At 59.0% G+C, this 22,993-nt stretch carries 27 protein-coding genes; 14 read left to right on the plus strand and 13 right to left on the minus strand.

Annotation, left to right across the window (positions count from 1 at the left end):
- The first annotated feature begins 114 nt into the window (after positions 1–114).
- Both HKD40_RS09620 and lysA read left to right on the plus strand, forming a co-directional pair.
- Positions 115–828 carry a gamma-glutamylcyclotransferase gene (locus HKD40_RS09620; RefSeq protein ID WP_169195526.1) on the plus strand — a complete coding sequence of 238 codons (714 nt, stop codon included), beginning with the start codon at positions 115–117 and terminating at the stop codon, positions 826–828.
- A 73-nt stretch (positions 829–901) separates the two neighbouring features.
- Complete coding sequence (gene lysA, locus HKD40_RS09625) at positions 902–2,161, plus strand: diaminopimelate decarboxylase (protein ID WP_169195527.1); 1,260 nt, start codon at positions 902–904, stop codon at positions 2,159–2,161.
- Between the two features lie 12 nt (positions 2,162–2,173).
- Here lysA and HKD40_RS09630 read toward each other — a convergent pair whose 3' ends face one another.
- Both HKD40_RS09630 and HKD40_RS18185 read right to left on the minus strand, forming a co-directional pair.
- Entirely contained in the window at positions 2,174–2,584 is a 411-nt protein-coding gene (locus tag HKD40_RS09630) for a response regulator (protein ID WP_169195528.1), read from the minus strand.
- A gap of 8 nt (positions 2,585–2,592) precedes the next feature.
- The gene (locus HKD40_RS18185) at positions 2,593–3,405 is read right to left on the minus strand and encodes a DUF3426 domain-containing protein (RefSeq protein ID WP_169195458.1); all 813 of its coding nucleotides are present in this window, start codon (positions 3,403–3,405) and stop codon (positions 2,593–2,595) included.
- A 327-nt stretch (positions 3,406–3,732) separates the two neighbouring features.
- On the opposite strand from HKD40_RS18185, the gene ftsE reads away from it, so the two are divergent.
- The 4 genes from ftsE (at position 3,733) to HKD40_RS09660 (ending at position 6,642) form a co-directional block, all read left to right on the plus strand.
- Entirely contained in the window at positions 3,733–4,395 is a 663-nt protein-coding gene (ftsE, locus tag HKD40_RS09645) for a cell division ATP-binding protein FtsE (protein ID WP_169195529.1), read from the plus strand.
- Positions 4,388–5,317, plus strand: a complete 930-nt coding sequence (locus HKD40_RS09650; RefSeq protein WP_169195530.1) for an ABC transporter permease — start codon at positions 4,388–4,390, stop codon at positions 5,315–5,317. Before ftsE ends, HKD40_RS09650 begins: the two co-directional genes overlap by 8 nt.
- 72 nt (positions 5,318–5,389) lie before the next feature.
- A complete protein-coding gene (locus tag HKD40_RS09655; protein WP_169195531.1) occupies positions 5,390–6,208 on the plus strand; it encodes a 1-acyl-sn-glycerol-3-phosphate acyltransferase in 819 nt (272 codons plus the stop codon).
- 107 nt (positions 6,209–6,315) lie between these two features.
- Complete coding sequence (locus tag HKD40_RS09660; RefSeq protein WP_169195532.1) at positions 6,316–6,642, plus strand: hypothetical protein; 327 nt, start codon at positions 6,316–6,318, stop codon at positions 6,640–6,642.
- A 1-nt stretch (position 6,643) separates the two neighbouring features.
- Here HKD40_RS09660 and HKD40_RS09665 read toward each other — a convergent pair whose 3' ends face one another.
- On the minus strand, positions 6,644–7,180 hold the full coding sequence (locus tag HKD40_RS09665; protein WP_169195533.1) for a gamma-glutamylcyclotransferase: 537 nt from the start codon (positions 7,178–7,180) through the stop codon (positions 6,644–6,646).
- Between the two features lie 118 nt (positions 7,181–7,298).
- Between HKD40_RS09665 and HKD40_RS09670 the strand changes: the two genes are divergently transcribed.
- Positions 7,299–8,270 (plus strand): DUF2125 domain-containing protein, encoded by a 972-nt coding sequence (locus HKD40_RS09670; protein WP_169195534.1) that lies wholly within the window; start codon positions 7,299–7,301, stop codon positions 8,268–8,270.
- On the opposite strand, the gene HKD40_RS09675 is transcribed toward HKD40_RS09670, so the two are convergent.
- The 3 genes from HKD40_RS09675 to HKD40_RS09685 form a co-directional block, all read right to left on the minus strand.
- Positions 8,267–9,208, minus strand: coding sequence for a prephenate/arogenate dehydrogenase family protein (locus HKD40_RS09675; RefSeq protein WP_169195535.1), 942 nt, complete (start codon positions 9,206–9,208; stop codon positions 8,267–8,269). The genes HKD40_RS09670 and HKD40_RS09675 overlap by 4 nt on opposite strands.
- Positions 9,208–10,299: a histidinol-phosphate transaminase gene (gene hisC / locus HKD40_RS09680; RefSeq protein WP_169195536.1), complete on the minus strand. Its 1,092-nt coding sequence runs from the start codon at positions 10,297–10,299 to the stop codon at positions 9,208–9,210. Before hisC ends, HKD40_RS09675 begins: the two co-directional genes overlap by 1 nt.
- Positions 10,300–10,386: 87 nt before the next feature.
- The gene (locus HKD40_RS09685) at positions 10,387–11,118 is read right to left on the minus strand and encodes a methyltransferase domain-containing protein (RefSeq protein WP_169195537.1); all 732 of its coding nucleotides are present in this window, start codon (positions 11,116–11,118) and stop codon (positions 10,387–10,389) included.
- Positions 11,119–11,215: 97 nt separating this feature from the next.
- Between HKD40_RS09685 and gloB the strand changes: the two genes are divergently transcribed.
- On the plus strand, positions 11,216–11,983 hold the full coding sequence (gene gloB, locus HKD40_RS09690) for a hydroxyacylglutathione hydrolase (protein ID WP_169195538.1): 768 nt from the start codon (positions 11,216–11,218) through the stop codon (positions 11,981–11,983).
- Between the two features lie 208 nt (positions 11,984–12,191).
- A complete protein-coding gene (locus tag HKD40_RS09695; RefSeq protein WP_169195539.1) occupies positions 12,192–12,452 on the plus strand; it encodes a hypothetical protein in 261 nt (86 codons plus the stop codon).
- A 69-nt stretch (positions 12,453–12,521) separates the two neighbouring features.
- Here HKD40_RS09695 and HKD40_RS09700 read toward each other — a convergent pair whose 3' ends face one another.
- Complete coding sequence (locus HKD40_RS09700; protein WP_349236465.1) at positions 12,522–12,971, minus strand: hypothetical protein; 450 nt, start codon at positions 12,969–12,971, stop codon at positions 12,522–12,524.
- Between the two features lie 169 nt (positions 12,972–13,140).
- On the opposite strand from HKD40_RS09700, the gene HKD40_RS09705 reads away from it, so the two are divergent.
- Complete coding sequence (locus HKD40_RS09705; RefSeq protein WP_169195540.1) at positions 13,141–13,620, plus strand: VOC family protein; 480 nt, start codon at positions 13,141–13,143, stop codon at positions 13,618–13,620.
- Between the two features lie 48 nt (positions 13,621–13,668).
- Here HKD40_RS09705 and HKD40_RS09710 read toward each other — a convergent pair whose 3' ends face one another.
- Positions 13,669–14,730: a Gfo/Idh/MocA family oxidoreductase gene (locus HKD40_RS09710; RefSeq protein WP_169195541.1), complete on the minus strand. Its 1,062-nt coding sequence runs from the start codon at positions 14,728–14,730 to the stop codon at positions 13,669–13,671.
- 18 nt (positions 14,731–14,748) lie between these two features.
- Positions 14,749–16,233: a GMC oxidoreductase gene (locus tag HKD40_RS09715; protein WP_169195542.1), complete on the minus strand. Its 1,485-nt coding sequence runs from the start codon at positions 16,231–16,233 to the stop codon at positions 14,749–14,751.
- A gap of 110 nt (positions 16,234–16,343) precedes the next feature.
- Here HKD40_RS09715 and HKD40_RS09720 point away from each other — a divergent pair, with 110 nt between their 5' ends.
- The gene (locus tag HKD40_RS09720) at positions 16,344–17,228 is read left to right on the plus strand and encodes a sugar phosphate isomerase/epimerase family protein (RefSeq protein WP_169195543.1); all 885 of its coding nucleotides are present in this window, start codon (positions 16,344–16,346) and stop codon (positions 17,226–17,228) included.
- Positions 17,229–17,298: 70 nt separating this feature from the next.
- Here the strand turns inward: HKD40_RS09720 and HKD40_RS09725 are convergent, their stop codons facing one another.
- Positions 17,299–18,120, minus strand: coding sequence for a sugar phosphate isomerase/epimerase family protein (locus HKD40_RS09725; protein WP_248305996.1), 822 nt, complete (start codon positions 18,118–18,120; stop codon positions 17,299–17,301).
- 223 nt (positions 18,121–18,343) lie between these two features.
- On the opposite strand from HKD40_RS09725, the gene HKD40_RS09730 reads away from it, so the two are divergent.
- Positions 18,344–18,907, plus strand: a complete 564-nt coding sequence (locus HKD40_RS09730; RefSeq protein ID WP_169195544.1) for an NAD(P)H-dependent oxidoreductase — start codon at positions 18,344–18,346, stop codon at positions 18,905–18,907.
- Positions 18,908–19,005: 98 nt separating this feature from the next.
- A complete protein-coding gene (locus HKD40_RS09735) occupies positions 19,006–19,359 on the plus strand; it encodes a hypothetical protein (protein ID WP_169195545.1) in 354 nt (117 codons plus the stop codon).
- A gap of 88 nt (positions 19,360–19,447) precedes the next feature.
- On the opposite strand, the gene fumC is transcribed toward HKD40_RS09735, so the two are convergent.
- The 3 genes from fumC to HKD40_RS09750 form a co-directional block, all read right to left on the minus strand.
- The gene (fumC, locus tag HKD40_RS09740) at positions 19,448–20,842 is read right to left on the minus strand and encodes a class II fumarate hydratase (protein WP_169195546.1); all 1,395 of its coding nucleotides are present in this window, start codon (positions 20,840–20,842) and stop codon (positions 19,448–19,450) included.
- Between the two features lie 129 nt (positions 20,843–20,971).
- Complete coding sequence (rpmF, locus tag HKD40_RS09745) at positions 20,972–21,151, minus strand: 50S ribosomal protein L32 (RefSeq protein WP_169195547.1); 180 nt, start codon at positions 21,149–21,151, stop codon at positions 20,972–20,974.
- A gap of 139 nt (positions 21,152–21,290) precedes the next feature.
- Positions 21,291–22,001, minus strand: a complete 711-nt coding sequence (locus HKD40_RS09750) for a transglycosylase domain-containing protein (RefSeq protein WP_169195548.1) — start codon at positions 21,999–22,001, stop codon at positions 21,291–21,293.
- An 89-nt stretch (positions 22,002–22,090) separates the two neighbouring features.
- On the opposite strand from HKD40_RS09750, the gene HKD40_RS09755 reads away from it, so the two are divergent.
- On the plus strand, positions 22,091–22,993 hold the full coding sequence (locus HKD40_RS09755; RefSeq protein WP_169195549.1) for a polyprenyl synthetase family protein: 903 nt from the start codon (positions 22,091–22,093) through the stop codon (positions 22,991–22,993).

Genomic DNA, 22,993 nt, shown 5'->3' on the forward strand with positions numbered 1-22,993 from the left:
CCCTCCTCTGGAGGGCTTTATTTTTTGATGACAGACTGTTCACGCCAGCGGTCTTGCAAATCGAGGCCAGAACCATAGCTTGAGCATATCCAAAAGCTTATACGGTCGCGTAACATGCTCTCTCGTACCCGACAGATGCGCCTGACCCCGCGTCACGTGGCCCATCTCCAGCCCACGACCATTGATGTCGCCCTACCCAAGCCTCCGGTAGGTATGCGCGAAGCCACGCAGGCCGATTATGATGCCGCCATCGCCCATCTGTTCTCCGAAGCGGACCACCACGAGGAAACCTGGGTCTTTGCCTATGGGTCTCTCATCTGGCGACCGGCTTGCGACTATGTCGAGGTGCGAACTGGTCGACTGCATGGTTGGCACCGTCGCTTCTGCTTGGGCTGGAACACTGGCTTTCGCGGCAGCCCGGAAAATCCCGGCCTGATGCTGGCGCTCGATCGCGGCGGCGCCTGCAATGGCGCGCTCTATCGCCTGCCCCCCGACACGCGAGACGAGAACGTCCAAAAGCTGCTGGAGCGGGAGATGAGCTGGCTCCCGAGCTCTTTTCCACCGCGCTGGGTCAAGGTCAAATCCGGCGACCGCACTGTGCGCGCCCTAACGTTTTGCATTGATCGCCATTCGGGGCGCTATGTTGCGGGCCTGAGCGAAGAGCAAATCGCCGACATGCTGGCCACCGCCACAGGCACCCGCGGCTCAATGGCAGACTACCTCTATTCCACCGTCAGCCATCTCGAAGACATGGGCATTCACGATCCCCATATGTGGCGGCTGCAACACATGGTCGCTGAGCGGATTGAGGCGGTTTACGAGCGCTAGAGCACACGGCCGCTTCCGTTTTCTGCGAGCTTGCCGTAGAGGTTTTCCAAACTACCGCCTTTGGGGAACTATCGTGGTCCACCACTTCCATCACCGCAACGACACCCTCTTTGCCGAGGACGTCAATCTCAACGAACTCGCGGCGGAGGTCGGCACTCCCTTCTACGTTTATTCCAGCGCCACTCTGCGCCGCCACGTCGCTGTGGTTCAGAAGGCGTTTGAAGGCATTCCCACGACCCTGGCCTATGCCATGAAGGCCAATTCCAATCAGGCCGTTCTCAAGCTCATGGCCGCCGAAGGCTGTGGCGCCGACGTTGTCTCGCTTGGCGAACTGGAACGCGCGCTCGCCGCTGGCATCCCGGCCAACAAGATCGTCTTTTCTGGCGTCGCCAAAACCATTGCGGATATGCGTCGCGGCCTAGAAGCGGGCATCAAGTGCTTCAACGTAGAGAGCGAGCCCGAGCTTGAGCGCCTGTCCATGGTCGCCTCTGATCTTGGCCTCACCGCTCGCGTTTCCGTGCGCGTCAACCCAGACGTTGATGCCCGCACCCACGCCAAAATCTCGACCGGTAAGTCCGAAAACAAATTCGGCATTCCCTACAAGCGCGCTCGTGAAGTGTATAACCGCATCGCTGCGCTATCCAATGTTCAGGCTGTTGGCGTCGACATGCACATTGGCAGCCAGATCACCGACCTAGAACCCTTCGGCAATGCCTTTGGCCTCATGGCTGAGCTGGTCAAAGCTTTGCGCGAAGACGGTCACACCATTGAGCATGTCGACGTCGGTGGCGGCCTCGGCATCCCCTATTCGGCCGATGGCGAACTGCCGCCTCATCCAGATGCTTACGCCGCTGTCGTACGAGACAAGGTCGGCCAGCTCGGCTGCTCCCTCGTTATTGAGCCGGGCCGTCTGCTCGTCGGCAATGCCGGTATTCTGGTCACCAAGGTGGAATATGTGAAGCGCGGCGAAAAGGACTTCGTCATTGTCGATGCGGCGATGAACGACCTCATCCGCCCCACGCTTTATGAAGCCCACCACGACATCGTCCCGGTCAACCACTCCAACCTCGCCCCAATCACGGGCGACATCGTTGGCCCCGTGTGCGAAACCGGCGATTACCTCGCGACCAACCGCACCATTCCGGGCGTCGTCGAAGGCGACCTTTTGGCCGTGATGAGTGCGGGAGCTTATGGCGCTGTTATGGCCTCAACCTATAACTCGCGCCCGCTTGTGCCCGAGGTCCTGGTTGATGGCAGCCGCTGGCACGTCATCCGTCCACGCAAGAGCATTGATGAGCTGCTCGCGCTCGATAGCGTGCCAGACTGGCTGTAATCAGTTTGGGAGTTAGATCGCTTGGGCCCTTTGGCCCAGCGACATGACCTCAACGGGAACACCCGCCAAGGCATCATCAACCTTCGCCAAAAGGTCGACGAGCGTAAACGGCTTTGGAATCACATCGTAGATCAGCGCCTCAAGCCCACGGCTGCGCTCGCGCTGATCTGCAAATCCTGTCATCAACAAAATCGTCAGCTCAGGATAGCTCGCCCCTGCGCGCTGCGCCAAGGCAATGCCGTCCAACACCGGCATCTTGATATCTGACAGCAGCAGGTCGAACGCGCCATTTTCGGCGTCCAGCGTTTCCGCCGCCAGCTCACCATCTTCCTCAGCCACAACCTCGTGGCCTCTCATTTTCAGAGCAGCTTCGACGAAGGCGCGGACCGATGGATCGTCCTCTGCAACAAGAATGCGTGCCATGCTGTTCTTTACCTCGTTGCCGAAATGCCGGCATGAGCAATAGGTTGAACCACTTGCGGCACGGCCGCCTGTGATGTCTGGTCTGTCCCCGGACGGACAGCGCTCCCTGTGGAGGCAAAGCTCAAGCGCACGCGTTGCGCATCAGCGGGTGGCAGCGTTAGTCGCGTATCAAACGTCGCTGTTTCACCAGCCATAAGGTCGGGCACGCGCGGATTGACACTCCACTCATAGATAGCGCGTCCACTGCTATCCAAGAGACTGACCACCACCGGAGGCACCGGGACAGGTTTTCGGCCAATTCCTACAATTTGCGCCGAGACTGAGAGAACGTCCTTACCCTGCGAAAGGCTCCGCAGCGTCTGCAACTTGGTAAATTCCAAACCAACAGTGTTCACGCCCAGCCCGATGCTGGAATAAAGGCCAGCCAGTTCCGGGTACCGTTCAACCAATTGCACGCGCGCAAAATAGCCCGTGCACAGCACGGCACAGAGCAGCAGAACACTCGTCATGCGCGCACCACGGCGCACGCGGGCAAGCGGCAGGCGAGAACTTAAAGCACTTTGGCGGCGAGAAAATTCCGCCTGTCGTTGTTTTAATTCGGCGGCATTTGGCGGGGGCATAGTCAGGTCTACAGTCGTCTCACCGACAGATTCGTCGGGCATAACAGGAGCAACGGGCTCGGCAATCGCCTCAACCAATGCGGTGGTCTTTCGCCTGCTGCGCATTTTGGCCGCCTCGGCCATGGCCTCATCGAACAGGTCTTCAGCCAGATCAGTGAGCTTGATTCCCTCAGGAATTGCAGGGGCTTCATTGACTGGCACTTGATCCCAAGCTTGCCGACAATGGGCACACTTTACCTTACGGCCAGCCGACCCTATGGCGTCAAACGCCACCTGGTATTTGGTCTGGCAATGCGGACAAGAAATAATCATCGCGCCGAGTGGCTTTCACATGGAGTCGCATTGACCCTAATGCCCACTTGTTAAAACTCCTCAAACCTCGCTAAAGCGACGTCATCACCACAATTGTGCCGTTTCCCCCGTCGAAACACTTGCCTAACACCGCGTCGGCTACACGACGCTGCTATGATGGCCGAAAGGCTGATTCGCCTTTTTGGCACCACCGGACCAGCTGGGGAGCATCCGTTCTTGATCGAGTTTTCCGATGTGGGTCTGCGCTACGGCCATGGCCCGGAGATCCTGAAAGACCTGTCGTTCTCCATCGAGCCAGGCTCGTTTCACTTTCTCACGGGCCCTTCGGGCTCTGGCAAGACCAGCCTCTTGCGCCTCTTGCTGCTGTCGCTGAAGCCGTCGCGCGGCAAAGTCACCATGTTTGGCGAAGACGTGGGCAATCTCGATCAGGATAGTCTTTTGCAAATGCGCCGCCATATCGGCATCGTGTTTCAAGAGTTCCGCCTGCTCGATCATTTGACCACGTTCGAAAACGTGGCCCTGCCGCTGCGCGTTCTCGGCCAGCCCGAAAGCGAATACCGCCCCAATGTGACCGAGCTGCTCGAATGGGTTGGTCTGGGCGAGCGCATGCACGCGCACCCCACGCTTCTTTCAGGCGGCGAAAAGCAACGCGCCGCCATTGCCCGCGCCGTGATCGCCCGCCCCAAAATTCTTCTGGCAGACGAGCCGACCGGTAACGTCGATCCCGAACTCTCGAGCCGCCTCGTACACCTGTTCGCCGAGCTCAATCGCACCCTGGGCATGACCATTATTCTGGCCACCCACGAATTGCCCCTGCTCGATCGCTTCTCCTATCCGCGCATGGTTCTCAACAAGGGGGAGCTGGCCATCCATGGTTAAGCAACTTCTGCGCTTCGTTCCGCGCCGCACCGGTGCCGCTCCAATCGTGCCGGAAAAATCCGTCGCTGGGCGCACCCTCCTTCTGCTCATCACCATCATGGCCTTCCTTTCGGCCGTGACCCTGGGTGGCGTCGTGCTGGTGCAAAAATCGGCCATTGCCTGGTCCGCCGATGTTGGCCGCGAACTGACCATCCAGATCCGCCCGGTTGAGGGCGAGGTGATGGACAGCAATCTGCGCACCGCCGTGTCGCTGGCCCAATCCACCCCCGGCGTTGCCAATGCCCGCGCGCTGACCCTTGCCGAGAGCGAGGCCCTCCTCACCCCTTGGCTGGGCGCAGGGCTCGACCTGTCGACCATCGCCATCCCGCGTCTCGTGGTGGTTCAGCTCTCTGATCCAAACTTGGCCGACGTCGAACAGCTTTCGCGCAATCTGCAAGCCATCAATGGCGCAAGCCTCGATACCCACGCCGCTTGGCGTCAACAGCTCAACACCATGGCCGGAACGGTTGTGTTCTCAGGCCTTCTGGTGCTTGGCCTCATTGGCGTTGCGACGGTTCTAGCCATTGTCTTTGCCACCCGCGGCGCCATGGCGACAAACCGCGAAATCGTCGACGTGCTGCATTTTATCGGCGCATCGAATCGCTTCATCGCTGGCGAGTTCCAGGGACGCTTCCTCTCCATTGGCCTGCAAGGCGGCCTCTTGGGCGCGCTTCTCGCGATCGTCTTCTTCCTCCTCGTGGGCACAGCCGCCAGCTCGGTTCTGCCTTCCGAAGCGACAGCGCAGATGGATGCTCTGTTTGGCCAATTCATCCTCGGCCTTGATGGCATTGGCTGGGTCATTGCCGTGGTACCGGTCATTGCCGTCCTCACAGCCATCACCTCGCGCATCACCGTTCGTCGCTATCTGAGCGAAGCGTCCTAATCCAAATGCCTCGCCAAGTGCTGCCCGTCACGCTATGACGAGGCAGCACCAGCCGTTGACAAGGCAACCCACATGTCGATCAGAACCGCGATCCAGGCCCTCCGAACCGCCCTGTTTTATGTGGTGTTTTTGGGTCAAACCGTAGTTCTGGCGCTGATCTTGGGCACCATTGCAGTCATCGCCGGGCGCACGCGCGCCGGCACTGCCATTGCCCGTTTCTGGTGCGCGTCCAACCTCGTTTATCTGCGCACCATCGTCGGCGTTAAAACCGAGGTTGAGGGCGCTGAAAACATCCCCCCCGGCGGCTGCATCATCGCCTCCAAGCACCAATCCGATTGGGATATTTTCGGGCTATTCCCCCACATCACGCGGCCGGCCTTCATCGCCAAAAAAGAGCTGATGCGGATCCCCTTCTTCGGCTGGGCCGCACGCTCCATCGACTGCATCGAGGTCGACCGTCAGCGCGGCGCCGAATCCATTCCCCTCATGCTGCAAGATTCGCGCGCAGCCATCGAGCGCGGCTGCCAGATCGTCATCTACCCCGAAGGCACGCGCAAAGCGCCCCTCGCCCCGCCGGACTACCGGCAAGGCATCGTGCGCATGTACACCCAGCTCAATGTCCCCGTCGTGCCCGTCGCCCTCAATTCCGGCCTCTATTGGGGCCGCAATAGCCTCCTCATCTGGCCCGGTACGGCCAAAGCCCGTTTTCTCGCGCCGATTGAGCCCGGCCTCAGTCCCGATGTGTTCATGGAGCGCCTGCGCTCTGCCATTGAGGCAGAAACCAATCGTTTGATCCTCGAAGCGGAAGCTGAAGGGCTCAACCGTCCCCTCGATGGTCAGCTCAAACAACGATTAGCAGCACTCTACAACGCAAAAAACACTACATCTTGATTTCAATCCGGAAGCGGACCATATAGGTAGACACATCGCAGAACATGCTTTGACTTTGCGTCAAATTTGTTCTACTTTTGTTCCGTGAGTTTGTATGGGTTCGCGAAATGGCGTGTGTTGATAGGAACGAGCAAGACAAAGCGACCGTCACACATTGGCTTGGCCGGTCCGGCCGAGACTATGGCCTCGTTCCCGAAAATCTCTCAAGCTTCAGCCTCAATACCGCCGCGCTCTATGTTCTAGCCGAAGGCTCGGTCATTGCTTGGGCTGGAACGGCCGATGATTTGATCGTCGATACCTCAAGCCGCGCCAAATTCCGTCAGGCACTCGAAAACGCTACCGACGCCTTTTCCATGGATTGCCCAGACAATGCGCAAGCCGTGGTGTGGGATCTTGTCGGCACGCCGGGGCCTGCCCACCAACACGCCGCCTAGCTTACGCCGCAGCGCTATTGGCCTCTTGCAGCTGGCGAACAATGTCCGCCAAACGCTTATCGCGTATCCCCAGCTGGCTCAGCATATTGGCGGTGTTGATCACATAGTCCACATTGCGGCCCGAAATTCCGACACCCGCGCGGATGATCGCCAATTGCTCCGCAACCGGCAAGCTGCCCGCAAACTGCTCATGCGCCTCATCCACCACATAGGCTAAAGCGCTCACCCGCCGCCCATCAGCCAGCGTCACTGGCCGCCATACGTCCCGATAAACCGAGGTGACGAGCTCCCGCGCATCAAGATAGGCCCGCACCTCATCCCATACCGCCTCACTGACCTCAAAGGCCATGCCCCGGCAGGACCCACCCCGCGCCAGCCCAAACACAAGTCCGGGCACATCCGGCGTTCCGCGATGATGATGCGAGATGATAGAGAGCGAGCGATGCGCTCCGCGAAGCATGCCCAGCTGCGACGACACGAAAGAAAAACCAGGGTTCCAAATCAGCGAACCATAGCCAAAGACCCATCGTGTTTGCATTCAGTCGAACTACCATGCTTGAACTGACCATCATGGTAATCCAGACCCGCCAGCGACACAAATGCAGTGCAAGCATCACAGTGATGCAAGCGCCGTCAGCGCCAGATAAGAAGAAGATATGAAGAAGCGAATCATCATTCTCGGCAGCGTTGTCCTGCTCGTCCTGCTGGCTTGGACCGGCGTCTGGTTCTACATTTCGGGCCAACTGCGCGAGCAGATCGGCCTGCTCGCCTATAATGATGGCGAGACCGCGCCGCAGCTGGTGTGCGAATCGCTCGACATCACGGGTTTCCCGTCCAGCTTTGCCATTGATTGCCGCAATGCCAGTGTCGTCACCGGCGACGTGTTGACCAAAATTCCGGCCGTCCGCGCCACAGCCTTTGTCTATAGCCCAACCAATGCCCGCGTCTCAGCGCTTGGCCCGGCCACAATTTCCGATGCCTTTACTGGCTCTGAGCAGAGCCTTGCTTGGTCAGGCCTTGAGGCCAGCATTCGCCTCAAGGATTGGCGAATTGGCCGCATTTCGCTGATAGCCGACGATCTCGTTTGGGCCGATCAGCTCTTTGGCGATCGCACCATAGCCACCAGCTCCAAAGCCGAGCTGCATCTTCTCGATATTCCCGAAGCGCACAACACCGAAACCAAGCGCGCCTCGGTCGCCACCTATCTGCGCTTTGCCGATATTGAAGCCCCCGGCTTTAACGTCACCCAGACCAATGCCGAATTGGAAGCCGAACTCTCGGCCCTGCCCGATGATCTGCGCAATCTCGGCGCCGTCCCCTTCCTGCCCGATTGGCAGCAGGCTGGCGGCACGCTTAAGCTCGTTGGCCTTCGCGCCAGCGATCCACAGGGCGACCTCAACGCCACGGGCGAGCTGACGCTGGACACTGCAGGCTATCCAACAGGCTCGATCACCATTGATTCTGAAGGTGTGGCGCAGCGCTTGGGCGTGATGCTGGAAGAACCTGTTCGCACTTTGGTTCTGGGTGTGCCGGGCGAAAACGGCCGACACACCAATGTTCTAACCTTTGCCAATGGCGGCATGTCGGCAGGGCTTGTGCCTGTCGCCGCCATCCCGCCGCTGTTTTAAGCCTTATCGTCGGTTTTGGGCGCGGCCTCATGGGCGCGCCCAAAATCGGCAGCGGCCGTTTCCTGGCCCGCATTGATGATCGACCGGCGAATGGCCCGCGTGCGGGTAAAGAGCGCTTCCAGTGAGGCCCCATCGCCGGTGCGAACGGCACGCTGAAGCGCCGACAAATCTTCTGAAAAACGCCCGAGCATTTCCAAAACCGCGTCACGGTTGGTCAGGAAAATATCGCGCCACATCACCGGATCAGACGCCGCGATACGGGTAAAATCGCGAAAACCCGACGCAGAGAACTTGATCACCTCGGACTTGGTGGAGGCCTCAAGGTCGGCCACCGTGCCCACAATATTGTAAGCGATCAAATGCGGAATATGGCTGGTAATCGCCAGCACCATGTCGTGGTGAGCCGCGTCCATGCATTCCACATTGGAACCCATGCCCTGCCAAAAACCGATGAGCTTGTCGACTTCTGCCTGTGGCACTTCCTCGCCCGGCGTCAACACGCACCAACGGCCAACAAAGAGCTCCGCAAAGCCAGCCGATGGCCCCGAGTGTTCAGTACCCGCAAGCGGATGTCCCGGAATAAAATGCACTGTGTCGGGCAGGTATGGTCCCACCGCATTGAGAACGTGCTCTTTGACCGAACCAACGTCCGAAATAATCGCGCCCGGCTCTAGGTGTGGCGCAATAGTTTCGGCCAGCTTGGCATAGGTGCCAACCGGCGCGCACAAAATAACGAGGTCTGCGCCCTTCACGGCCTCGGCGCTGTCGAGCGTATAGATATCGCCAAGGTTCAGCGCCTTGGCCTCATCCAGCGTCTCTTGCTTGCGGGTTGCAATCGCAATGGTATCGACCAGGCCATGACGGCGGGCCGCCAGCGCGATGGAAGAGCCGATCAAGCCAATGCCGATCAACGCGAGCTTTTTAAACTGCGCCGCCATTACGCCCCCTTAAACTCTTTAAGCACCTGCGCTACCGCGCGCATCGCCTCTTCCGAGCCGATAGAAATGCGGATGCCGTTCCAAATATCGTAGGATTTGCCCACTTCACGCACGACATAGCCTGCAGCCAGCAGCGTCTCAAACGCCGCCGCGGCCTCTTCCTTGGTATCGAACAGCACCAGAATGAAATTGGCCTGGCTTGGCAACACGCGCATGGAATTGCCGCTCAGTTCAGCGGTCAACCAGTCGCGCCACTTGGCATTGTGCGCATTGAGCTGGGCGGTAAACGCAACGTCGCGCATCGCTGCGGCCCCGGCCATTTGCGCGGGCAGATTGACGTTAAACGGACCACGAACGCGGTGCATGGCGTCGATGACATGGTCAGGACCAACCATCCAGCCAATACGCGCCGCAGCCAGCCCCATTTTCGAGAAGGTGCGCACCATCACGACATTGTCGAATTCACGCACCAGCTCGATCCCAACCGAATAGTCGGCGGCCGTCGCATACTCGGCGTAAGCACTGTCGATAACGAGCAAAATGTCGGGACGCAGACCCGCATGCAGGCGGCGCACTTCAGCGTCGGTGAGATAGGTGCCGGTCGGGTTGTTCGGATTGGCGAGCCAAATCACCTTTGTGCGCTCTGTCACTGCGGCAAGGATTAGATCGACGTCAGCCGTATAATCGGTTTCCTCGACCATTACGATCTGCGCGCCGGTCGCCTTGGTGATGATCGGATAGACCGAAAAACCATAGCGGTTCATCACCGCTTCATCGCCCTCGCCAAGGTAGATCTGCGCCAACAGGTGCAAAATATCGTCCGAGCCATTGCCGCAGACAATTGCCTCTGGGTCGATGCCATGCACTTCACCAATCGCCTCGCGCAAAATCTTGGACGAGCCTTCAGGATAAATCGCCAGCTTGTCGGCCATAGCGGCAAAGGCTTCGATAGCCTTTGGGCTGGCGCCGAGCGGGGATTCATTGGCAGAAAGCTTGATCGCATGGCTCCCCGGCGCACCGGACTTGCCGGGCAAATAGGGGGCAATGTCGAGAATGCCGGCTTGCGGCGTCGGGCGCTTATTTTCGGACATATTGGTCATCTGATTAGGCAGGAAAGCCGCGCGGACCATATGCAAACACAGAGCCAAAGGCAAAGCCTCTGTGGCACAATCCTGCAATCATCCCGAGCGTGCGGTTGCCGTCTTTAAGTTAGGCACGCGCACATAGCGCGTTTCTTTGATGCGGCGCGGCACAGCTGGAAAAGCCTCCTTACGCGCCCGCACGCAAATCACCCCACTCATGGCCGAACCGACGACGCGCCCCGCCCCTTCCCAAAAACGCGTTGAGCGCATCATCAGCTTAGAATTAATCGGGGGAACGAACAGCGCATCCCGCCAGGCCACTGGCACAAAGCTATGGTCACGCAGCAGCTTTTCAATCTGCCCACCCGAATACGGATTTCCCTGACCAAAGGGCGTGTTGTCCCTTTGCGCCCACATGCCCCGTCGCCTTGGCACGACCAAAATGAGATGCCCGTTCGGCGCTGTGATCCGCCACAGCTCGCGCATCAATTCTTCAGCGTCCGCCACATGCTCAAGGGCGTGAATGCCAATGGTCAAATCAATGGCAGCATCGTTCAGCGGCATTTCGAGCGGATCGCACAACACCGTGCGAGATGGGCCTTCGCGCGGCCAGGATGAAGCACCCTGCCGCGCCGGCATAAAGGCCAGAACCCGCTCGGCAGGCTCGAGAGCAAAGCGCATATAGGGTGTGGCAAAGCCAAGCCCCAACACGCGTTTCCCCTTCACGTCGCCAGCCAAAGCCACAACATGCTCGCGCACGAGTGCGCGCGAAAGCCGCCCCAAAGGCGATTTATAATAAGCGATAAGGCGAGCGACATCCGAACTCATGCGTTAAACTTAGGAAACACGCGCGCTCTTGTCCAATCCCAGTTGTCATCGTGACCACGACTTCCTAGCGTGCGGCCAGTCAAATTAGGAGTTCGCAATGGCTTTGATCGTGGATGTCTTCCCCGCCCGTGACGATAATTACGGCTATCTCGTGCATGACGAGGCCACAGGTCGCACTGCAGCCATCGACGCGCCTGAAACCGCCGCCATCGAAAAGGCGCTCAAGGCACGCGGCTGGACCCTCACCGATATTCTCATCACCCACCACCACATCGACCACGTCGAAGCTATCGCCGATCTCAAGGCTAGTTATGGCGCGCGCGTCGTCGGCCCAAAGGCCGAAGCTGACAAGATCGAGGGCCTCGATGAACTCGTCGGCGAAGGCGACATTGTTTCGGTCGGCGATGCCAAGCTCGAGGTTTTCGCCACCCCCGGCCATACGCTCGGTCACATCGTCTTCTACAATGCCGAAGGCGGTCACCTCTTCTCTGCCGACGCCCTCTTCTCGCTCGGCGTAGGCCGCATGTTTGAAGGCACCCCTGGCCCAATGTGGGACGGCGTTAAGCGCCTGCGCGATCTGCCCGACGCAACGCTCGTTTATTGCGGCCATGAATACACCGCCTCGAACGCGCGCTTCGCGCTCTCGATCGACCCCAACAATGCGGCGCTTCAGGCCCGCGCTGCCGAAGTCACCGCTCTGCGCGACGCTGGCAAGCCAACCATTCCGTTCAACCTCGGCGAAGATAAGAAGGCCAACCCGTTCTTACGCGCCGATGCTCCAGAACTGGCGCAGTTCTATGGCCTTTCGGGCGCAGATGCAGGCGAAGTCTTTGGCGCCATCCGCAAGGGCAAAGACACTTTCTAATCAAACTAGATTTAGGCCGGTGCAATCCACCGGCCTATTTTTCTGTCCATACGGCGCACAAAGACAGTTTTAAGCGGTTTTTAGCGAACTCCCGTCTAGCTAATTCGTAACAAATCGTTACCATCTGGCACAGCACTTGCCCCTAACTGGGTAAGGCACGCGTAAGAATGTTCCAAAATGGAACAGCGGGCCCAAAATGGAGCGATTTATGCCCGGACTGCCCGAATTCGATACAGATACGCCGGTGGTTTACTCTTTCCAGAGTGAGCTGAGCGCCCGTTCGTCTTCACCGCACTGCGCGCCAACCCCCGAATTTGTCTCGCAGCTGATCGCAGCGCGTGATCGTTTGCCGCCTCAGCGCCATCGCCGCACCAATACGGCAGAAGGCGCCGTCGGTGCCTATGGTCGCGGCATGAGCATGGCCGACCGCCGCATGCCGCTCGGCTATCGCAAGACTGTCGTCGCTTAAACATCCCCGCCCCACAGACAAAAATGGCGCCCTGAGGCGCCAGTTTCGTCCAATCTGTGTCGCCGTGGATTAGTGCATTTCCACGTCGCGGCTGGCGCTGGTGATCGAAACGGTAAATCCGGCGACCACGTCGATCAGGCTCATAACCATGAGCAGGAAGAACACCGAGCTCGCCGCCGCTCCGACCAGCAAAAACTCCACCAAAAACAAAATGAACAGCGCCATTGAGAGCATGTGCTCAACGATGGAAGCCTGCGCCGTGCGCGTGGATTTCAGCACCTCAAAGAACAGCAGCAAAATCCCGATTACCGCTAGAAAGTCGCCGGCGGTTATCGCCCAAGGCATGCCCGAAGGCATGGGCAGCGAAAACAGCCCAAAATTCCAATTGGCCGGGTTCCCGCCAAAGAAAATGAACACAACAATATTGTAGAGCACAAAGGGGACGACCAGCAGTGGCGGAATAAACCGTCCCTTATGCGCCCGCACCGAACGGCTTGGCATCATCACTGTTTCGCTCATCTCGCTCTCCGCGCCTTGATAGTCTTCCCTAGCAAACGCCGCGCGGCTGGAAAAGGCTTCCCACGCCGCTCAGCGATGAGGATTGATCAGACCCCTCCCAGAAACCGAGTGACCAAGCCAAAAATCTTCTGCTAGCCTACAAACGCCATTCCGGCAGGAGGAGACGACAATGACGACTCCAAAAAATACTGTCTGCATCTGGTACGATACCGAGGCAGAGCAAGCGGCCCAATTTTATGCGGCCACCTTCCCCGACACCCATATCCACGCCGTCCGCAGTGCCCCCGGCGACAATCCATCGACCAAAGCCGGTGCCGTTCTCACCGTCGAGTTTACGGTCATGGGTATTCCCTGCATCGGCATCAATGGCGGGTCCACCTTCAAGCACTCGGAAGCCTTTTCCATGCAAGTGTCCACCAAGGACCAGGAAGAGACTGACCGCTATTGGAATGCAATCACCAGCAATGGCGGCGAGGAGAGCATGTGCGGCTGGTGCAAGGATCGTTGGGGCGTCTCTTGGCAGATCACGCCCGACACCCTCACCCAAGCCATGCAAGCGGGCGGGGACGAAGCCCGCCGCGCCTTTGAAGCCATGATGACCATGAAGAAAATCGACGTCGCCGCCATCGACGCCGCCCGTCGCGGTTAGCACGCACAAAAAAGCGGAAGGGACACCATGCCCCTCCCGCCAAAAGCCTTAGAGCTTGATCGGCTGGCCGGTCCGCACGCTCTCGTCTGCAGCAATGCAGATGTTGAGCGAAGCCACCGCGTCATTCATATGGCGCGTCAGATCATAGTCTTCCGTGATCGCGCGATAGAGATAATCCTGCTCGCGATCACACAGCCCCTGATGGTCCGGCTCCCCATGCATATCGAGCCACTCGTCGGCCTTGAGCGGCTTGTTGTCCGCATCGAGCCCTGCGTGATGCACCAAAATGCGCGAGGTCTGGGTGTGCGCATTGATATCGGCCGAGGCCGCGCCCTGATCCATGACGATGGACACCGAGCCATTGGCCGAGATCACGTCTTTCACAAAGAACGCGGTTTCCGACATCATCGGGCCCCAGCCCGCCTCATACCAGCCCACGCTCCCATCATCGAACAGCACCTGGAAGTGGCCGTAATTATACATGCCTTCCGGCAGACCCTTGGCCAGCGGCACGCCCATGCCACGCACCTCCACCGGGGTGGCATCGGTGATCTGGCACATGACGTCGACATAGTGCACGCCACAATCAACGATGGGCGACGTGGTCTGCATGATGGAACGGTGAATGTCCCAAGCCGCCCCACTCGACTGCTGGTTGAGGTTCATGCGGAACACATAAGGCCCACCGAGCTTGCGGGCCTGCTCGATCAGCGTCGTCCACGACGGGTGGTGACGCAGAATATAGCCCACCACCAGCTTGCGCTTGTACTGCTCGGCCGCCGCCACCACGCGACGCGCATCCGCGACCGTTGCCGCCAGCGGCTTTTCCACGAACACATGCGCGCCCGCTGCCATCGCCGCTACGGCATAGTCAGCATGGGTATTGGTATGCGTTGCAATCGAAACGACGTCCGGCTTGAACTCAGCCAGTGCCGCTGCGTAGTCGGTACGCAGCGGATAAGAGGCCAGCTCCTCCGGCAGATTGCTCGGCGCCGAGCGGTTCACCAGTCCCACAATCTCAAAGCCCTCGTGGCTATGATAGGCCAATGCATGGCTACGACCCATTTGGCCTAGTCCAACCACCAGTACTTTAAGCGGTGTTGCGGTCATGAAGGGTCTCCCGAAAAGTTAAAGCGTGCGACGAGCGGCAGCAATCTGACGCGCGCCCAAAGTGGACAGCGCCACCGAGTACAATGTGGGGTTGGTTGCGGTCATGGTTGGGATCACGCCATTGCCCGCGACATAGAGATTGTCAAAATCCCACACCTTGCTGGTGGCGTCGCAAACGCTGGTACCGTCATTGGCCTCGCCCATGCGGATCGTGCCCTGATAGTGCAGCGAGCTGCCCACTGGCAGTTGGATGGTGGCAAAGCCCGGCGCTGGACGACCAATGATATTGGCAATGCGCAAGGCGGTTTCCTTGGCATATTCGATACGCGCCAGATCCGCTGCCGATTGCTGCCACTTGATCGAGATCGACGGCAGGCCGTGCCAATCGAGATTGTTCTCGTCAAACTCAATGCGATTGTTCGCGTCGACATCGGCCGGCACAAACACGCCCATGCCCACTGGATAGCCCGAAAACTCTTCATTGACCGGCATGCTGCTCAGGCTGGTCTGGGCAATCGTCACCGAGAAGGGGAAATCCTTGGTCGCTGGGATCCAGTTCATCGCCCGCATAGGCTCTTTGCTCTGGAACTCAGCAATCTGGGAGATCATGTAGTGGTCGTTGATATAGCGCCCCAGCGCCGCTGGGCGAATGCCCGAGGCAAAAAGGATCTGCGGCGTGTGCAGCGAATCGGCGGCAACCACCACGGTGGCGGCCGTGATAACGAAGCTTTCGCTCTCGCCAGCGCGGACCAATTCAACGCCAGTTGCGTGGCCATTTTCATGAATGACGCGGCGGCAAATGGTTTCCGCCAAAATCTGGAAGCGTTCCTTTGGCTCTTTAACCAGATCGCCAAGGATCACATCGGTGCCGTGGTAGAACAGATCGCCGTCCTTTGGCGTTGCCGCCAGCGGCATTGGGCGCACGGTGCGGTCTTCGTTCCGGCCCGGATTAAATTCCGCCCCCAGGCGCTCGCGCAGCTGCGCAGCAACTGCGTCGCCAGCGCGCGGGTCCTTATTGGTGCCCAGCAGCATTTCAGCGTCGGCGACAGCCGCGTCAAACACATCGTTCGCAATGAACGGGACGCGTTCTGCCTCCGATGGCGTTGGTGTGCCGGTCGACCACTTTGTGCCCATGCCACCGACGTTTGCCGCCGAAAAGCCTGCGAACAGGCCCTGACCATCATCGCCCTCATTGGCGATGAACAGGCCCGAGCGGCGCAGCAGCGAGGCATCGAAACCACCCGCGCGACGGGCTTCCCATTCTTCCTTGGAAATCGACAGGCGACGGCTGCGATCGGCGCCCTGCGCCAGCGTTTCCAGCTCAGCGCGCTTTTCCAAATCCAGCACGTTGTCGAGGTGCCCGCCCACTTCCGGAAGGATTTGAGGGCCAGCCTCCACCATCACGATGCGGGCTTCAGGCCAATTGTTGCGGATCACGCGCGCATAGGCGCTCCCATTGGGGCCGCTACCGATGATGACGACGTCGGTGGAGAAAGAAGACATGAAACGAATTCCATCAAAACGCTGGTATGAAATTGGTATCAATTGTGCAAACTCGATGTAAAGTAGCCAACTGAAACTAATGCGATAATTTCTATTCCCGGAGCGCGCTGATGAAGATCGGTATGTCCTCTTATAGCTTCCTCCCCCTGCTCGCGAACGGCAGCATAAGCGTCGATGGCCTGTTCGATTGGCTCAGCGCAAATGGCGCCGAGCACCTGGAAATCGCAACCTTCAGCTTTGCACCACCCGGCGAAGGCTCGACCTATGATCTTGCCAGCGATGAAAAAACCCTTCGCGAACTGGAAGCCGCCGTTGAGCGCACCGGCATTCCGATCTCCGGCTTCTGCCTCGGCGCAGACATGTTGGGCGAAAATCGCGCCGAGGAGATCGCCAAAGTAAAACGCTACGTTGATCTTTGCGCGCGGTTCGGCGTCAACTATTTGCGCCATGACATCGTCATTTGGGGCAATCGTCTGGCCGACACTCAGGCCATTGAAGATGCCTATCCCATCCTCGCCGAGGCCTGCCGCGAGATTGCCGAATATGGCGCCAGCAAAAATGTCGTCACCAGCGTTGAAAACCATGGCTTCGTCATGGTTTCAGCCGAGCGCCTGACGCGTCTCCATCATCTGGTCAACCACCCCAATTTCAAGCTCACCGTCGATGTCGGCAATTTCCTTTGCGTTGACGACAATCCCTATGTCGCCACCAACCGCACCTTGCCCCTCGCCAGCTTCGTCCACTTCAAAGATTTCTATATGCGCCAAGCCGAGCCCGGTCCGGGTTGGCTGAAAACAGCGGGCGGCGAGTTCATACGCGGCTCTGTTCTGGGCTATGGCGATCTCGACATTCAGGCCCTTGCCGACGCGGTCATCGCCTCCGGCTATGATGGTTTTGTCTCGCTTGAATATGAAGGGGGCGATCCAACCCTGTTTGGCTGCGAGCATGGCCTCAACAATCTCAAACGCTTCCTCAGCAAAGCCACTGCCGCCTAAAACAAGGCCACTGCCGCCTAAAACAAAACCCCGCCACGACAGCGGGGTTTTCTTTTTGAGAGGCCAGCGATTAAAGCGTGATCAGGCGATCAAACCGTGCCTTCATATCGGCGAGATGGTTGCGGTCGCCGCCCGGCATTTCAACCGAAGCCCAGCCGGAATAACCGATCTTGGCAAGGCTGGCGTTCACCGCCGCCCAATCCACATCACCCTCGCCCAGCTCCACCTCAAAGCCCTTCCACGGGCCTTCGGCGTTCATCTTGGCAAGGCTATATTCCTTGACATCGAGGCGCATGATGCGTGTGCCGAGCGCTTCAATCCAGTCGCATGGATTGCCATAGCGCAGCACATTGCCGATATCGAAATACCAGCCCAGATGGTCGTTCTCAAAACCATCAATCAGATGTGCGGCTTCGAGCGGGCTCAAAAGGAAATTGTTCCAGACGTTTTCAAGCGCGATCTTGATGCCGATCTCTTCGGCATGCGGCAGAAGGCGATCAATGCCTTCAACAGCGCGGTCATAAGCGGCCGCATAGCTGGTCTTGTCATTGACCACGCCGGGCACCAGCAACATGGTTTCCGCGCCATAGGCCTTGGCCTGCTTCATGCCTTCAATGCTCGCTGCAACGCAGGCGTCACGCACCGCAGGATCAGGGTCGGTAAGCGGGGTCGGCCAATGGGCCGAATTGATCACGCCCGGAATGGCCACGCCGGTCGCATCGCGTCCTGCCAGCACTTCCGCCTGCGGCAGATCATTGGGCGCGTCCAGCTCAACCCCATCAAAACCAAGATCAGCGACCAGACGGAACTTGTCTGCAATCGAAAGATCTTCTTCGATCATCGACCATTTGAGGCTGGTCTTGGCCATAGGGCGGGAAGAGGGAGTGGTCATAGCAACAAACTCTGGTTCTGCGTCGCCCTAACCCTAATGCGCTCTGACTGAGGTCTGAAAGCCCGAAACCGCACTTACCGTCTCCTTCCCCAATTGGAACGGCTCCTTCAAACAGTGCGCTCTTGTCGCAGGCTGAGCTCTCTTGTCCTCGCTCCCCCGCCCGGCCATATCGCAGTTTCAATCCCCCTATCCTTCTATCCGATCTCCTGAACGGACGAGTTTTTTGTCGCTTAATCTTAAAATCATCATCGGCAGCACCCGCCCCGGTCGTGTCTGCCCCAAAATTGCTGCTTGGGTTGCTGAAAGCGCCATTGCCCACGGCCAATTCAATGTCGAGATTGTCGATCTGGCTGAAGTGAACCTGCCGTTCCTCGATGAAGCCACCCACCCGCGCGTGCAGACCTACGCCTTCGAGCACACCAAGAACTGGTCGGCCATCGTCGGCTCGGCCGATGCCTTCATTTTCGTGACCCCGGAATATGATTTCTTCACCCCCGCGGTCACCATCAACGCCATTCAGGTGCTGATGAACGAGTGGGCCTATAAATGCGCGGGCGTGGTCAGCTATGGCGGCGTTTCTGCCGGTCTGCGCTCAGCACAGACCCTGCGCACCCTCCTGAGCAACGTCAATGTGCACGCCATCCCGCAGGTGGTGCCCGTGCCGATGTTCCCGCAGTTCATGCAGGATGGCGTGTTTACGCCAAACCAGCCCATGATTGATGGGATGACGCTTCAGCTCAACGAACTGGCCAAATGGGCCGCAGCGCTCAAGCCAATGCGCGCCTAAACTGAACGATGCCGCCTCCGGGCGGCATTTTTGTTTGCGTGACAACTTGCGTTTACCGCCCTAGCATCACGCATCCAAACCAAGCTGAGGAGGCCAGAATGCCTCACTTTCTAGCAGTCTACACGATGACTCCAGAAGACCTCGATCGCTTCCGCGAACGCCCTGAGGAAGAGCAGAACGCCGTGGACGATCAGGGGCTCCCGGCGTGGGAAGCTTGGGAGAAGACCCATGCGGCCATGATCGTTGATAAGGGCGGCATGGTGGGAGGCACCCTGCGGGCGTCCGGCTCCGGCATTGCTCCGGCCAAAAATGACATCTGCGGCTATATCGTTGTCGAGGCCGAAACGATTGATGCCGCCGCAGCCATTTTTGCTGACCACCCGCATTTTGCCATCTTCCCCGGCAGTGGCGTCGACATCATGCCCTTCGTCACGCCCTACCCCATGCCCTAAATACAAAATGCCGCCCCTTACGGAGCGGCATTTTTTCGATCCCCCACATCCGGATGCTTGTGCAAGCCCGGATGCAAAAATCTAAAAGTCAGCGCTTGAGCGGGCCGACCATCTGTTCTGGCTTCACTTCAGCGTCGAACTCTTCGCCGGTGAGCAGACCCAGTTCAATCGCGGTTTCACGTAGGGTGGAGCCGTTCTTGTGGGCGGTCTTGGCGATCTTGGCCGCATTGTCATAGCCAATCTTGCGATTGAGCGCTGTCACCAGCATCAGCGACTGATCAACCAGCTGCTTGATGCGCTTGTGATCTGGCTCAATGCCGATGGCGCAATTGTCGTTGAACGACTTGGCCGCATCCGCCAGCAGACGCACCGACTGCAGGAAGTTGTAAGCGATCACGGGCTTAAAGACGTTGAGCTCGAAATTGCCCTGCGAAGCCGCAAAGCCAATCGCCGCGTCATTGCCCATCACCTGCGCCACAACCATGGTCATGGCTTCCGACTGAGTCGGGTTCACCTTGCCTGGCATGATCGAGGAGCCTGGCTCGTTCTCTGGAATGGTGATTTCACCAAGACCCGAGCGTGGACCCGAAGCCAACCAACGCACGTCATTGGCGATCTTCATGAAGGCGACAGCCAGCTGCTTGAGCGCGCCAGAGGTGCCAACAAAAGCGTCGTGCCCCGCGAGCAACGCGAACTTGTTCGGGCCAGTGACAAAGTCATGCCCGGTCAGCGTCGCGATTTCCGCCGCCACCGTCACGGCATAGTCTGGATGGGCGTTAAGCCCGGTCCCAACAGCGGTCCCGCCCAGCGCCAGCTCCTTGAGCTGCGGCATGGTCTTCTTGATGGCGTCGAGCGCATAGTCGATCTGCGCCACCCAGCCCGAGATTTCCTGACCCAGCGTCAGCGGGGTCGCGTCCTGCAAGTGCGTGCGGCCGATCTTGACCACATCCATGAACTCTTCAGACTTGGCATTGAGCGTGTTGCGCAGCAGTTCGACGCGTTCGTAGAGATAGTTCTCAACCGCTTCCACCGCCGCGATATGCATGGCAGTTGGATAGGTGTCGTTCGAGCTCTGGCTCATATTGACGTGATCGTTCGGGTGCACAGGCTTCTTGGAGCCCATGACGCCGCCCGCCATTTCAATGGCGCGGTTCGAGATCACTTCATTGACGTTCATATTGGACTGCGTGCCCGAGCCGGTCTGCCAGACAACGAGCGGGAAGTGGTCCGCGAGCTTGCCTTCGATCACTTCATCGGCAGCAGCAACCACGAGGTCGCGCGTTGCTTCATCCATCAAGCCCAGCTTGTGGTTGGCCAGCGCCGCCGCCTTTTTCAGAATGCCGAAGGCGCGGATGATCTCGACGGGCATCTTTTCCCCGCCGATATCGAAGTTCATCAGGCTACGCGCCGTCTGTGCCCCATAATACTTATCGGTCGGAACCTCGATTGTGCCCATGGTGTCCGATTCGACGCGCGTGCTCATTTGCCTTCTCCAAACTGTTTGCAAACACCGCTTCTTGTGGCGGTGGGGGTAAACAAAAACGGCCGACCCATCACTGGATCGACCGTTTAATATCAAATCTAGCGCATCTGCGCCAAACCGCCTTTCGGCTTAGCCCTTGACCGCGAGGATCTGGCGACCGCGGTACATGCCGGTCTTGAGATCAACGTGGTGCGGACGGCGAAGCTCGCCCGAATCCTTGTCTTCGACATAGGTTGGGTTTGCAATCGCGTCATGCGAGCGGCGGAAACCGCGCTTCATTGGCGAAGTTTTGCGTTTTGGCACTGCCATGGTCGGAACTCCGAATTCAATATCGTTGTGCCGCCAACTAGCGGCCCAGAGAGATTATCTCTGTCAGGATTGGTGCGGTCTATAGATCAGAAAACCACCCTTGGCTAGGGGTTTCTGACTCAAAACACGGGCCTTTGCACTAAAGTGAGAGCTGCCCGCCCTGCCCCACACAGGACGCCCGGGCCCCATAGTCTTGGGCACGTTGCTGCACAATCCCCGCCACACGGCTGAGTCCGCGATTGGGATTGGCCGGATTGCGCACGATCGGATTGGGCAGTGTCACCGCCAAAAGGCTCGCCGTCCGCCAGTCCAGATTCTGCGGCTCCCGCCCAAAAGCCCGGTTAGCGCCCGCTGCCACACCAAATTCCCCGTCCGGTCCCCATTCGGCGATATTGAGATAGATCTCCATGATCCGCTTTTTGGGCATGACCAGATCGATATACATCGCCAGCGGCACCTCGAGCGCTTTGCGCACCGCGCTCTGCCCATTCCAAAGGAAGAGATTGCGCGCCACCTGCATGGTCAGCGTCGAAGCGCCGCGGGTGGGTTTGCCAGCAAAGTAGTTGTCGATCTCGATTCTCAGCGCGCTCATGTCGACCCCCCAGTGCCGACAGAACTGCCCGTCCTCGGACAGGATCACCGCGGCCTTCAAGCGGTCCGAAATATCGTCGATATCGCGCCACACCCGCGTCACCGGTTGCCCCGTCACCCCGCGCACCATCATCGGCACCGAAATGGGCGGCACCACCAGATAGATCGGCGTCATCACCACGGGAATGGCGATCAACACCCCGAGAATGATCATCGGTATTTTGAGGGCTCTAAAGAGTGATTTGATGCCTTTGGACATTCCCCCTCTTTAAAAGAACCTCTCGGTCCTGCAAACCCGTGCCATCCCGGCCTCTTGCTGTATTTTCCCCTTCGGGCTAGCAACGAGCCATGTACGATTTTTCTGCCGATAGCGCTGATTGCGCCCGCGCCGTTGAAGCCGGCCTCTCGCAATATCTAACGGCCACTCAGCTGAGTGGACCGGGTATTCCTGCCGATCGCCTGGTTGAGGCCATGCGCCACGGCGCGCTTGAAGGCGGTAAGCGTCTGCGCCCGCTGCTGGTGCGTCAGGCCGCAGCCATTTTCTCCGTGCCCAAAGAGGCGACGCTGAGCACCGGTCTCGCTGTTGAAATGATCCATTGCTATTCGCTGATCCACGACGATCTGCCCGCCATGGACAATGACGACATGCGTCGCGGCCGCCCCACCGTCCACAAGGCCTATGACGACGCCACAGCGATTCTGGCGGGCGACGCGCTCCTCACCCACGCCTTTTCTATGCTCGCCGATGAAGCCTGCCACGCAGACCCCACGGTGCGTATTCGCCTTGTCACCGAGCTCGCCTCCGGCGCTGGCGCTGGCGGCATGGTCGGCGGCCAAATGCGCGACATCGAAGGGGAAAAGGGCGGCTTTACCCCGGATGAGATTTCCACCATGCAGGCGATGAAGACCGGCGCGCTTATTCGCGCCTCCGTCCGCATGGGCGCGATTCTCGGTGGTGCTGAACCGCGCGCCCTCTCCGCCCTCACAGCCTATGCCGAAGCGGCCGGCCGTGCCTTCCAGCTGGCCGACGACATTTTAGACGTCACAGCCACCGCTGAAACCATGGGCAAAGCCACGGGCAAGGACGCCGATAAGAATAAGCAAACCCTCGTCGCTCGTCTGGGCGTCGATGGCGCGCGCGAGGCGCTGGCGCAAATCGTCAATGAAGCGGTTGGGTGCCTCCGCACCTTTGGCCCCAAGGCCGACGGCCTACGCGCCACCGCCCGCTATTTTGCCTCACGGGAGAAATAA

This window comes from Devosia sp. MC1541 (assembly GCF_012847305.1).
Taxonomy (GTDB): Bacteria; Pseudomonadota; Alphaproteobacteria; order Rhizobiales; family Devosiaceae; genus Devosia.